Here is a 13,184-nt window from a genome sequence, read left to right as displayed (position 1 = left end):
TCATCCCTCTTTAAAACTCTTCTACAATGATATTGTGATTCGTAAAGACACAAATGTCTGCTGCGATATTCAAGGCACCTTCAGCGATTTCTTTGGCAGATAGTTCACCGCCATAACGTTTCATTGCACGGGCTGCCGCCAAGGCATAGTTTCCACCTGAACCGATAGCTAAAATCCCTTCATCTGGCGAAATGACCTCACCTGTCCCTGAGACTAAGAGCATCTCCTTGTCATTCATGACGATCAGCATCGCCTCTAATTTTTGCATCGATTGCTGCGTCCGCCATTCTTGTGCCAATTCTACTGCAGCTCGTTGCAAGTTTCCGTTGTATTCATTTAGTTTTCCTTCAAATTTTTCTTCCAAGGTAAAGGCATCTGCCACACTACCGGCAAAGCCAACAATCACTTCACCGTTGTAAATTCGACGGACTTTCCGAGCGGTTCCTTTCATAACGACCTGTTCTCCCATCGTTACTTGACCGTCACCAGCCATGGCAAACTTGCCATCTTTTTCAACCGCACAGATGGTGGTTGAATGAAATTCTGACTTCATTTACGTTCCTCCTGTACCAATTTTACGCACGTGGATGAAATTGGCGATAATTTTTTTGTAAACTGTCTTTGGTGACATGCGCATAGATCTGTGTCGTAGATAGATTGGCATGCCCCAACAATTCTTGAACGGTCCGCATATCGGCTCCGTTGTTTAATAGATGGGTCGCAAACGTATGCCGCAGCATATGAGGATGGATTTTACTGTCTAAACTGCTTTTTCGGATGATTTGATTCAACACATACTCGATCCCTGTTGCAGTGATCCCATCACCTAGATGATTCACGAAGAGGACCTCGTGTTCCTTGTTCTGCTTTTCCATCAGTTGCTTGCGTCCTGAGGAAAGATAGCGCTTGACTGCCGCTTGTGCGTAACTGCCGAAAGGAACATAGCGATCTTTGTTGCCTTTTCCGTGGATCAGCAAAACGCCGCTTTCCCAATCGATCGCGCCCAGCGTCAGACTGCTACACTCGCTGACCCGCAGACCTGAACCGTAAAGGACTTCTAACAATGCTTGATTGCGCTGTTGTAATGGCTCATCACCAGCGACACTTTGAAAAAGAGCATCCATTTCCTTTTCATAAAAAAAACGCGGCAATTTAGCGTTTTTCTTTTTTAAATGAATGTAGGCGAAGGGATTCTCTTTGACGATCTCATGCTTGGTTAGAAATTGGTAGAATGAACGCAAGCTAGCCATTTTCCGACTGATGGAATTACGGCTATACCCTCGTTCCGTCAAGTAGCTCAAATAGACACGAACATCACGATACTCCACCGCTAACGGGTCTTCATTGCCAGACTCTTTCAAGAAGTGAAAAAAATCGTTCATATCTTCTTGATACGCTTTTTTTGTCTTTTCCGAATACCCTCTTTCAACAATAAGATAACGAAAAAACTCTTCTTGTAATTGATCCGTTTGCAAAGTAACCCCCCTTTTCATGATTCGAAATAACTTTAGCATAGACCACAAAAAAAAACAAATGAATTGTCAGAATTTAATCAATATTTCAAAGTTTAGACATAATTGTGAAAACTTTCTAAGAATCTTCGTAAGATTCTTATCATTCTTCAGAAAGATCACTCAAAAGAGCCATAAAAACGTACCCGTCCCTGTCTCAAAATAGAGAGGGACTGGTACGTTTCCATTTATTTCCTTTTATTCGATCCGCTCCGTTGTTGGCTGAGGCGAACCATTGCTTTGTGAAACAGCCTGAACTAGCTCTCTGTTTCCTTGTTTTGTGGACATGGTGTCATTGATCAACGCCACTAAGTCTAATCCGGTGGTTTCTTTGATCGTATCAAAGGTTCGAGCTAAGCCAGCTTCTCCCATTGATTGAAGCCCATCGTTGCCGCCAAAGCTGACCACTTTATCGATATTGCTAAGGGGTGCATTGACTTCTTTTGCGATTTCAGGTAGCACTTTGATAAATTCCATCAAAATACCAGCTTCGTTCAGTTTGGTCAAAGCGATCGCCATTTTTTCTCGGCTTTCCGCTTCGGCTTGACCGACTTTTGCGATTCGTTCCGCATCGGCACTACCTAATTTTTCAATTCGTTCCGCTTCCGCTTGTGCAGCCAATTTGACTTTTTCCGCTTCGGCTTGTGCTCGGGCGATTTCACGTGCTTTGTCTGCTAATGCGTTTTGTTCAACGACATATTTATCTGCTTCGGCTTTTTTACGAACAGTTGCATTCAATTCTTTTTCTGTCAATTCCGCTTGTTTCTCTTGTATCTCAATATTTTTTTCTTGCTCGATCAATTGCACTTTCATTTGTTCACCGACCGCGATTTGTTCTGCTTTCGCATCCGCAACTTCACGTTCTTGTTTGTACTGCGCTTGTTTCAACGCCATATCTTTTGTCGCTTCTGCGATTTCTGTTTGGCGACGGATCTCTTCATGCTGTGCCAACTGTTCATTCTCCGCTTGCTTGATCCGCGTTTCTCTTAAGGCATTGGATTCTGCTACTTCAGCATTCTTCTTCACTTCAGCAATCTGGGGACGCCCTAAAGCATCCAGGTACCCATTGCTGTCGCTAACGTCTTTGATCGTAAATGAAACGATCTCCAGCCCCATTTTTTTCAAATCCGTAGAGGCAACTTCTTGTACTTGTTCCGCAAAATCATCGCGGTTTTTGTAGATGGCTTCCACCGTCATCGTTCCTAGAATTGCCCGTAAGTGACCTTCTAAGACTTCTTGCGCTTCATCTTCCAGTTCACAAGTGGATTTGCCTAAGTATTGTTCAGCGGCTGTCTTGATCGACTCGGTACTGTTGCCGACTTTCACTAATACCGTGGCACTGGCTTTGATCGGTACGCCTTGTTCTGTATAAACTTCTGGTGTCCCAATCTCTAACTTGTGGGTCAGTAAACTTAATTTATGTGCCTTTTGAACAATAGGAATCACAAACGTCCCACTGTTTTTTAAAATCTTGATGCCTTCTTTTCCTAAAAACGATCCCGTGACGATCAACGCTTCATCGGGTTTTCCGATTCGGTAGCGTATCATCAAAAAGGCGATCAATAAAACTACGAGGACAACGCCCCATAAAATCGGATTACTTAAAAAATCAACTGCTGATCCTGTATCCACCATAACCTAACACTTCCTATTCTATAAAATTTTTACTTTCAACCACCAACGCGATCCCTTTTTTATCAAAATCGACAATGATGACTTTGGTGCCGACTGGCAATCGAACATTGTTTTCACGATCTTCTTCTCGAAAAAAACGAGCAGGATAAACAGAACGTGCACCTTGACTCCCTATTTCCATGACTTCGCCGATTGTATCTCCGACAATCTTTTCCGTCAGTTCGCCGATCACAAACTCATTGCGGCTAATGACATTGCTGCGGTTTTTGTCTGTGATGCGATTGTAGAGCCACATAAAGGGCCCCAACAGCAAACTAAATGCAACAAAAACAACGAAAATGACCCCGACCAAGAGGATCAGCCAACCTAAAAATTGGATCACTGTAGGAAAACGCTGTAAATAGTTTTGAATCAAATGAATCCATTCTCCGATCACCATCTTCACCACCTTCTGTCATTGTTACTGTCTATCATAAGTCACCTTGATTAAAGTTTCAAGACAAATTAAAAAAAAACTTTCTCACCAATTATCAGTAAGAAAGTTTTCAATCATCGTGCTTATAATTGTTCCTTGGCTTTTTCTAAAGCAGCTAACGCTCGATTTGCCAATGCTTCATAACGGGATTTCTTGTCTCTGATTCGCTCTGGAAGTTCTGGCAACAACCCAAAGTTTGCATTCATTGGTTGGAAGTGTTTGCCTTCAGCATGGGTGATATAATACGCCATACTACCAATCGTCGTTTCTTGTGGCATAATGATCGGTGCTTCGCCTTTTGCAAGTTTGGCAGCGTTGATGCCAGCCATCAACCCGCTGGCTGCACTTTCCACATACCCTTCGACCCCAGTCATTTGTCCAGCAAAAAAGAGGTCCTCACGTTTTTTCGATTGATAGGTTTGTTGCAAAAGCTCAGGTGAATTCATAAAACTATTCCGATGCATCACGCCATAGCGCACAAATTCAGCCTCTTCCAAGCCAGGGATCATCCGGAATACCCGTTTTTGTTCGCCCCATTTCAAATGTGTTTGAAAGCCAACGATGTTGTAAAGAGAAGCCGCCGCATTGTCTTGACGCAGCTGAATCACTGCGTAAGGACGCTTGCCAGTTTTCGGATCTTCTAACCCAACTGGTTTCATCGGACCAAACAACATGGTTTTCGGACCACGACCAGCCATGACTTCGATCGGCATACACCCTTCAAAGAATTTTTCTTTTTCAAATTCTTTCAAAGGAGCCACCTCTGCATTGACCAAGGCCTCACGAAACGCATAAAACTCCTCTTCATTCATCGGACAGTTCAGATAGGCTGCTTCACCTTTATCGTAACGAGATTTCAAATAAACTTTATCCATATTGATGGTTGATTTGTCAACGATTGGAGCTGCGGCATCATAGAAATAAAATCCTTCAGATCCGTTAAACGCTTGGATCGCTTTTGAGAGCGGTTCAGAAGTCAATGGACCTGTTGCGATCACAGTGATGCCTTCTGGAATTTCAGTGATCTCCTCTTCGATGACTGTAACTAAAGGATGCTCCTTGACACGTTTGGTGACCAACTCTGAAAAATCATCGCGATCCACAGCTAAGGCACCACCTGCTGGAACCGCTGTTTTGTCTGCAGAAGTGATAATCACTGAATCCAAGCGACGCATTTCTTCTTTCAAGACACCGACCGCATTCGTTAAATTGTTGCCTCGTAGTGAATTGGTACAAACAAGCTCGGCAAAATTATTTGTGTGATGAGCTTCTGTCGACTTCTTAGGACGCATTTCATAAAGATTTACTGCGACACCTGCTTGCGCTGCTTGCCACGCAGCCTCGCTTCCGGCTAAACCGGCACCAATAACATTGATTTCTTTCATAGTGCTCTCCTTTTATTTCAAAAGCTCGTCTCTTTTCATAAGAAACAGCTTGTATTAATCAAAAGGACCGGCGCTTTCTTTTGTCAGCCAACGATGAGGCTGACCGTTCAAGAGAATACGCCGATTCTTTTTTAACAGGATATCCTGCTAGTTATTTTTGCACATTTTCTTCATAGTCGCCTTTGATACAAACGACTTGTTTCCCGCCTTTGACTTTCTTTTCGACTAAATAATTATCACACTTCGGACAATTACGACCCACTGGTTTGTCCCAAGAAGTAAAGTCACATTCAGGGTAGCGGGTACAACCATAAAACAACCGGTTTTTCTTCGATTTGCGTTCAACGACTTGCCCTTGATGACAGACAGGGCACTCAACGCCGATTTCTTTCACGATTGGTTTTGTGTTGCGGCAATCTGGGAAATTACTGCAAGCATAAAACTTTCCGTAGCGGCCTAATTTGATCACCATCGGATGACCACAAAGATCGCAATCAAAGCCTGCAGGTTCATCTTTGATTTGAATTTTTTCGATACTTTCTTCTGCAGTTGTCAATTCTTTTTCAAATGGGCGATAAAACTGATCGACAACTTTGACCCATTCTTCTTTCCCAGCTTCAATGCTATCCAAGCTATTTTCCATTTCAGCAGTAAAATGCATATCAACAATTTGCGGGAAGAATTCCTCGATCAACGAATTGACGATCTCACCAAGTTCAGTTGGCTCAAAACGTTTTTGCGTCAATTTCACATAATAACGCCGCTGAATGGTTTCTAACGTCGGTGCATAGGTTGAAGGACGACCCACACCGTTTTCCTCAAGGGTTTTGATCAACGTTGCTTCGCTGTAACGAGCAGGTGGTTGGGTGAAATGCTGTTTCGGTTCGATCGATACGGATTGAACGACATCTCCTTCGACTAACTCTGGCAAGATGTTCTCTTTGTCTTCTTTGCCATCATCGCGTCCTTCCACATAGACCTGCATAAATCCTTTGAATTTGATCTTTGAACCATTGGCAATAAAGATGACACCATTTTGATCCAAAGTAACTTTCATCGTATCCAAAATGGCAGGCGTCATTTGACTAGCCACAAAGCGAGACCAGATCAAGCGATACAATTTTAATTGGTCTTTGTCTAAGAATTTCTCCATGGCTTCTGGCGTACGCAAAACACTGGTCGGTCTTACTGCTTCATGGGCATCCTGCGCCCCTTGTGCATTGGCGCGTTTTTTGCCACCGTGAGCGGAGAACTCTGAACCATAGGTGTTTTCGATAAATTCGGCTGCTTCCCCTTTGGCTGTGTCAGCGATTCGCGTCGAGTCGGTACGCATATAGGTAATCAAACCGACAGTCCCTTGTTTGCCAAGGGCGATCCCTTCATAGAGCTGCTGTGCGACCATCATGGTTTTCCGTGTTCGAAAATTCAGTTTGCGGGCTGCTTCTTGTTGCAAACTACTGGTGGTAAATGGTGCAGATGGATTCCGTTTGCGTTCTTTCTTTTCAACCTTTGTCACTTGAAAGTCTTTACCAGAAAGGCGATCGGTGACTTCTTTAATACTTTCAGCATTCGGTAATTTTTTCTTTTTGCCATCTAAGCCCCAAAAATTGGCTTTGAATTTCTTCGTGGCTTTTTTAAAGTTTCCATCAATGCTCCAATATTCTTCAGGAACAAAATCACGGATCTCTTTTTCACGATCAATAATGATCTTAAGCGCCACCGATTGAACACGTCCAGCACTTAACCCTTTTTTGACTTTGCGCCAAAGGATCGGACTCAATGAATACCCGACTAATCGGTCTAAGATCCGCCGTGCTTGTTGAGCATCGACGAGATCCACATCGATCGTTCTTGGCTCTTTGAAGGCTGCTTTGACCGCATCTTTAGTGATTTCATTAAAGACGACACGATTTTTATCTTTTAAATCTAGTCCAAGTAGAAAAGCTAAATGCCAAGCAATGGCTTCTCCTTCTCTATCCGGGTCACTTGCGAGGTAGACTTTTTCAGCTTTTTTCGCAGCAGAACGGAGACTTTTGATCACGTCACCTTTTCCACGGATCGAAATGTAATGAGGCTCATAATCATTTTCGACATCGATCCCCATCTTACTTTTAGGGAGATCACGAATATGACCGACACTTGCGACGACTTTGTAATTTCGTCCAAGGTATTTTTCAATGGTTTTCGCCTTTGCTGGCGATTCCACGATTACTAAATATTTATATGCCATATAAAGAATGGCTCCTTCCTGAATTTTTCCTACTATTATATTCTATCAATCAGTGAACCTATCGTATGCAGATGAAACATACAAATCGTAGCTTATCATAGCTTTCAAGAAAAGGTTTGTCAAGGAAGGTTGATTGGAAAAATCAAAAAAAGGCTAACTCTTGTAAAATATCCGACACGCTAATCGTACATTTTGCACCATCTTGAATCAAGCGGTGACAACCTTTTGACTGATCCGAAATCATTTCACCAGGCACTGCAAAAACTTCTCGTCCGTTTTCCATCGCTAACTGTGCCGTAATCAAAGAACCGCTTCTTTCCTTGGCTTCAATTACGCAGACCCCTTTTGAGATCCCAGCAATAATGCGATTGCGCAGCGGAAAGTGGTATCTTTGCGGTTTGGTATCGTGGGGATATTCGCTTAGCACCAGATGTTCTTGACGGATCTGTTGGAACAAACGGTAGGAAGATGACGGATAACAATGGTCCATCCCAGAAGCAATCACAGCAATGGTTTGTCCACGATTTCTGATGGCTGATTCATGGGCAAAGCTGTCGACACCATTGGCCAATCCGCTAACGATGGTATAATTTTCCGTCACTAGAGGTGGAATCAGCTTTTCGCAAACTTTTCGTGCGTATAAGGACGCCGTTCTTGCACCAACAAAGCCAATCATGGTCGTTTGTAGCAATTGCAGATTCCCTTCATAAAAAAGCATCAATGGCGGGTCCGCGATTTGTCGTAAAAGCATCGGATACTCCGCCGAGAAGAAAGTGAGGTAGTTTTGTGCGCCCATCTTTTGTGCGATGTGTTCGTCTGTCAATCGCTCCCATGATCGCCGAAAAACCGCACGGTGCTGTGGAAGGACCCCGATGGCAATCATCTCTTCCAGCGAACAATTCATCTCTTTTGTTTCCAACCAATGCCAAATGATCTTCCAACAACCTTGCAGACCAATTCCCTGACAGTAGTACAGTTTTATCAACTGTTTTTCAAAATCTGTTGCTTGTTGATACTTCATAAACAAAGCCCTCTTTTCTTAGTAATCTTACTTATAAGATTCGCTAAAAAAAGAGGGATGGATGAAATTTATAGATATTGTTTTACTGGCGCAAATGTTTTTCGATGAATAGGACAGATTCCGTGGGCAGCTAGCCCTTCTAAATGGACTTTGGTTCCATACCCAGCATTTTGATCAAACCCATAAAAAGGATAGACTTCATGAAAATCTTTCATTAAATTGTCTCGATATACCTTGGCGATGATACTTGCTGCGGCAATGGAAATGGAACGGGCATCTCCTTTGATCAAGCTTTGTTGAGGGATTTCCGTATCGATCGTCATCGCATCGATCAGTAAATACTCGGGCTTGACTGCTAAGTCGATCAAGGCTTCTTTCATTGCTAGACGACTGGCTTGATAGATATTGATCCGATCGATCTCTTCTGGACTGACCACACCGATACCGACAGCAACGGCTTTGTTTTGAATTTCGATAAACAGCTCTTCTCTTTTCTTGGCAGAAAGCTGTTTGGAATCATTTAGACCTAAGATCTGACATTCCTTAGGCAAGATGACCGCAGCTGACACAACGGGTCCTGCTAATGGTCCGCGCCCCACTTCATCTAAACCAGCAATAAAACGGGCGCCTTGCTGAAATGCTTCGTTTTCAAAACGCATCATTTCTTCGTATTTTTCCTGCAATAGCTGGTGTTTCACTCGCTGTTTCTCGTATTGTTGCAGCAGCTTTTGGACCCCCGCTCGTTCATCTGCTTGCAGCGCCTGCAAATACGCTTGGTCATTGAAAGCTGGATCAAATAATCGCTCTTTGATTGTCTTAATCGGTTGTTTCATCTTGGCTTTCCATTTCCTCCACTCGATCTAGTGTATATCGGCCCAATTTCCCTTGCCGAATGTCGAAGACAACGAGTTCGCTTCCTCGATCGTAATTGTCTTTATAGCCACGTTTTTCCGTGATTTTCATCAACAGATCGGGCGCTAACAACGCCTCTTCTTCCGCTTTTAGTTGGTAACGATTCGCGATTCTTTCAGGATAATAGCGGGCAAAAAAATCAAGACCATACAATGCGATATCATCCAAATGGATCAGCTGGTCTTTGATCGCTCCGGTCAATGCCAGCTTCTTGCCGATCTCAGGATCTTCAAATTTTGGCCATAAGATCCCAGGCGTATCTAGAAGCTCTAGATCAGTCCCAAAACGCAGCCATTGCTGCCCTTTCGTCACGCCGGGTTTATTGCCCGTCTGAGCGATTTTCTTCCCTACTAAGCGGTTCATCAAGGTCGATTTTCCGACATTCGGGATGCCGATCACCATTGCTCGAATCGCACGAGGCTTCAAGCCTCTCGCTTTGTCGCGAGCAATTTTTTCCTTCAAGACTTGTTTTGCTGTAGGAACAATGGCTTTAACCCCTTGATTGTCTTGGGCGTTGATTGCCAGTGCTAGATAGCCTTGTGCTTGGAAATAATGCTCCCATTTTTTGGTTTGAACGGGATCTGCGAGATCCGCTTTATTGATCAAGATCAATCGTGGTTTTTGTTGTAGTAATTGATCTAACATGGGATTACGGGATGAAATCGGCAAGCGTGCGTCCACGAGTTCAAAAACGATATCCACGAACTTTAATTTTTCACTTACTTCACGTCTGGCTTTCGCCATATGGCCTGGAAACCATTGAATGGTCATTTGAACGTTTTCCTCCTTGGTACTTCTTCGAATTGATAAAAAAGACAGTCGTTTTTATATTCGTGTAGTCTATAGGTGACAAGAACGAAGGCTACTTGCTTTTTTTGGGTCTGAAAAACCCATCAGTGCAGCAAACTAGCTGAACTGTTTGCGGATCAAGGTTCTTTTTCCAACCTGATGCATAGGAAAAGCTTCGAGCGCGTTTGTTTCAACGCTCCTTGACTTTTAATTTTGGGGAAGTGGTTGAATGAAGCATCCTTACCGCTTTATTTTGGTTTTTCCTAACACACTTACAATAGTCTGACTGCTTTTTTGCTATCTTTTATCTTAGTTATTGTACCATATTTCACACGACATGTTTCATTCTGACTTAGGTTAAAAAGTCATTTTCTTCTACTTAGTTAGAAAAACAAACGATCCTTACTTTTCATCAATGGAAGTATTCGAATGAAGACGTTTTTTCCGCTGAATCCTATTACTAATCAACAAGAGGAGGATAAGAACAGTGATCACGCCTAGCATCAATCCTACTTTTTGCTGCTGTGCTTTTTTGGCCGCGGCTGTTTCTTTTTCTTCAACATAAGGAATTCTTTTGCCCCGTACCAATAAACGATGGCTATTGACCATATAGGGGGTACAGGTCAACAGCGTGACGTAATCGCTGCCTCTCACAATTTTTAATGCCTGAGTATCATCAGGGTCGACCGTTTTTATCTGATCTACTTGATACGCCAATGTATCATCAAACGTTTCGATATAAAACTCATCACCGATCTGCAACTTAGGCAGATCAGTAAAAAGCGTTGCACTCGTTAACCCACGGTGCCCACAAAGAACCGCATGGGTATCTTCACCACCTATTGGATACGAAGCGCCCTCCAATAATGTTGCGCCTCTTTTTAACAACGTATCGGTGGTTTGATCAAAAATCGGGAGAGCGACACCAATCACGGGGATCTTTAAGACGCCGATCGTATGTCGTTCATAGTAATCAGGTGTATCAACTGATTCTGAGTCCCTTGTTTCTGATAAATCTTGCGTTTCTTTGATTCCAGGATTGCTGGGCTGCTGTGCTAGCTCTTGATTTGCTCGTTCCAACTGGTTCCTTTTTTGTTGTTTTTCTATTTCACTCATTTTTTTGGCTTGGCTTTGGTAGTAACTGATCAACTGTTGATCCAAAATCGTGTTGAGCTGATTACTTACAAAAGGATAACTGATGATCAAAACCCCTAGCAGCAGCAGAACACCCATCAAAAAATCCAATAAAGTTACTTTTCTAGTTGGTGCTTTTACGCCATTTCTTCGTCTGATACTCATCGTGCTTTTTCATCTCATTTACTTACCCTTTCCGTTTTACAAAATAACCCCCTGCTAAACCAACGATCATCACTCCGATTGCGCCCATTAAATACGTGCCGACACCACCAGTTGCTGGTAAGGTTCCTTTGCGGCGGTTAGGAACTTTTTCGGGCTCTCCCAATTGCTCTTTCGTTCCATAAGACGTTTCATGGACTTCAAAAGCGATGCGATTTGTTAGCAGCACGTAATTTTTCGGTGCTTTTACTTCTTCCAAATAGTACGTGCCAAATTTCAACCCGATGATATCAACCAATCCATCTGTACCTGTGGTAAATTTCGTCGCTTCATCCGCTGTTTGCACCCAAGATACCTGTTTGGTTCCCTCTTCGATTTTCAAGTAGTTGGCATCATCACGGTCTTGATCTCGTACAACAAAAACTGCATCTGCCAGCGCTTCGGTAGCGGTCACAGCCCCATCGACTTTTAAGAAGCGTTTGCCCCCTGTCAAAACTTCCACGCTTGGCGGCGTTTGATCCGTCATGAAATCTGTTTCTACATTTGCTTCATTCTTAAAGCCATTGATAGGCATAGCCTGTTCATTTAAATACATATAATACACAAAGCGCAATTGATTTCCCGGCGTTAATTGCGGCACAAATTCTGGATTGATGGTTACCGTAAAGCCATGCTCTTTTTCCGTTACTTGATAGTTCGTTGAATCGATTTTCTTTTCTCCATCATACAACGCATAGCCAGTTTCTCCCTCTGCTGTGTTTTCAAAAGTCAATGCTGGATCGTGCGCATCGATCAATTGGAAATGTTTGTATTTGTTTTCTGCTCCTACTTTGTCTTGGATACCTAATGGGATATTGACCGTTAGGTGATATTGAATTCTTTCGCCGATTCCCACGTCTTTGCCGTCTAATTGTGGTGTTGTTTTGGTAACATTTGTCGTGTCATTCTTGACTGTTAACTCAACCGTGACGTCATTGCCTGCTGCGATCGAAAAATCCTTGATGGTTTCTTGCTCGATCAAGGCGGCTTGACTTGGGGCTTTCGTTTCCTCTAATTGATAGGTGCCTGCTTCTAACTGCTCAACTTTTAACTGTCCTTTTTGGTTTTCTTCAACATCGATGGTCGTTTCTCCAGCAGCATATTGTTTACCTGTTAAAAAGCGGTACGCTGCTTGTTTGTCAGTCGTCCACGTATAAAGTCCATCGGCTGCACTTAAAATATATTTCTTGGTCTGTGCGTTTCCTTCTTGCTTTGAGATGACAAATTCCGCATCATTCAGTGGTTCGTTTTCCCCCGTTCCTCGTTTATTCACAAGGAGAGTTCCTTCATTTGTGACAGTATTTTTAGGATAAAGATGAATCGTGTCTAATTCTTCTTCCCCGTAAGCATACGACCCGTCTGCTTGTTGGATCATTTCGTAAACAGGAAAGGCGATCACCATGTTCTCAGCAGTGGTAACACCATCTTTAGGGTCTTCTACAATGGTGTAAACTGCATCCCGATCGGCTTGTTTTTTCGGCAATTCAAAAACCAAATCACCGGCTGCATCTGTTTTCCCGCTAGCTACAGGGGAACCAGGCGTCAAGGTTTGGACTTGACGCTTCGCTTCTTCAACGGATGCCCCTGCAGATCGTTTTTCATAAAATGCTGTGGTCACATCATAGACAGAAAAAGTGACATCGGCTAAGCCTTGGTATTGATCAAACTCTGCCATCTCAGTCCCACTATTTTGAATCAATGAACCTGGCAAATTGACCATTTTCTTTTTATGCAGATGGACCTGTGCCAAATTGCTCTCTGCGGATACTTGCTGATTTTTCGTTCCAAAAAAGACAAATGGCAGAAGTAAAAATAGGAGACAAACCATTTTCGTATGATTAAAAATCTTTTTCATTGTTCTTTCCTCTCTTCTATGTTTGATATGTTTGAT

General features: G+C 43.0%; 11 protein-coding genes. All 11 read right to left on the bottom strand.

Annotated features, from left to right (window positions below):
* Positions 1-10: 10 nt before the first annotated feature.
* The 11 genes from hslV to Q1X33_RS09005 all read right to left on the bottom strand — a co-directional run bounded on the left by hslV (position 11) and on the right by Q1X33_RS09005 (position 13,148).
* Complete coding sequence (hslV, locus tag Q1X33_RS09055; protein ID WP_005229630.1) at positions 11-553, bottom strand: ATP-dependent protease subunit HslV; 543 nt, start codon at positions 551-553, stop codon at positions 11-13.
* Positions 554-575: 22 nt separating this feature from the next.
* The gene (xerC, locus tag Q1X33_RS09050) at positions 576-1,514 is read right to left on the bottom strand and encodes a tyrosine recombinase XerC (RefSeq protein ID WP_080544137.1); all 939 of its coding nucleotides are present in this window, start codon (positions 1,512-1,514) and stop codon (positions 576-578) included.
* 195 nt (positions 1,515-1,709) lie between these two features.
* Entirely contained in the window at positions 1,710-3,146 is a 1,437-nt protein-coding gene (locus tag Q1X33_RS09045; protein WP_301969635.1) for a flotillin family protein, read from the bottom strand.
* A 13-nt stretch (positions 3,147-3,159) separates the two neighbouring features.
* On the bottom strand, positions 3,160-3,585 hold the full coding sequence (locus Q1X33_RS09040; RefSeq protein ID WP_010749390.1) for a hypothetical protein: 426 nt from the start codon (positions 3,583-3,585) through the stop codon (positions 3,160-3,162).
* 119 nt (positions 3,586-3,704) lie between these two features.
* Positions 3,705-5,006, bottom strand: a complete 1,302-nt coding sequence (gene trmFO, locus Q1X33_RS09035; protein WP_005229622.1) for an FADH(2)-oxidizing methylenetetrahydrofolate--tRNA-(uracil(54)-C(5))-methyltransferase TrmFO — start codon at positions 5,004-5,006, stop codon at positions 3,705-3,707.
* 151 nt (positions 5,007-5,157) lie between these two features.
* Complete coding sequence (gene topA, locus Q1X33_RS09030; RefSeq protein ID WP_005229621.1) at positions 5,158-7,236, bottom strand: type I DNA topoisomerase; 2,079 nt, start codon at positions 7,234-7,236, stop codon at positions 5,158-5,160.
* Between the two features lie 142 nt (positions 7,237-7,378).
* Positions 7,379-8,257 (bottom strand): DNA-processing protein DprA, encoded by an 879-nt coding sequence (gene dprA / locus Q1X33_RS09025; protein WP_005229619.1) that lies wholly within the window; start codon positions 8,255-8,257, stop codon positions 7,379-7,381.
* 68 nt (positions 8,258-8,325) lie between these two features.
* Positions 8,326-9,090: a ribonuclease HII gene (locus tag Q1X33_RS09020; RefSeq protein ID WP_005229617.1), complete on the bottom strand. Its 765-nt coding sequence runs from the start codon at positions 9,088-9,090 to the stop codon at positions 8,326-8,328.
* A complete protein-coding gene (gene ylqF / locus Q1X33_RS09015; RefSeq protein ID WP_005229614.1) occupies positions 9,074-9,940 on the bottom strand; it encodes a ribosome biogenesis GTPase YlqF in 867 nt (288 codons plus the stop codon). Before ylqF ends, Q1X33_RS09020 begins: the two co-directional genes overlap by 17 nt.
* Before the next feature lie 420 nt (positions 9,941-10,360).
* Positions 10,361-11,257, bottom strand: coding sequence for a class C sortase (locus tag Q1X33_RS09010; RefSeq protein WP_005229613.1), 897 nt, complete (start codon positions 11,255-11,257; stop codon positions 10,361-10,363).
* 22 nt (positions 11,258-11,279) lie between these two features.
* The gene (locus tag Q1X33_RS09005; RefSeq protein ID WP_201689541.1) at positions 11,280-13,148 is read right to left on the bottom strand and encodes a SpaH/EbpB family LPXTG-anchored major pilin; all 1,869 of its coding nucleotides are present in this window, start codon (positions 13,146-13,148) and stop codon (positions 11,280-11,282) included.
* Positions 13,149-13,184: the final 36 nt, after the last annotated feature.

It is taken from the genome of Enterococcus sp. B2E4 (genome assembly GCF_030499455.1).
GTDB classification, from domain to species: Bacteria; Bacillota; Bacilli; order Lactobacillales; family Enterococcaceae; genus Enterococcus_D; species Enterococcus_D casseliflavus.
The sequence above is the reverse complement of the archived record's forward strand: the minus strand, read 5'-3'. Positions and strand labels throughout refer to the sequence as shown.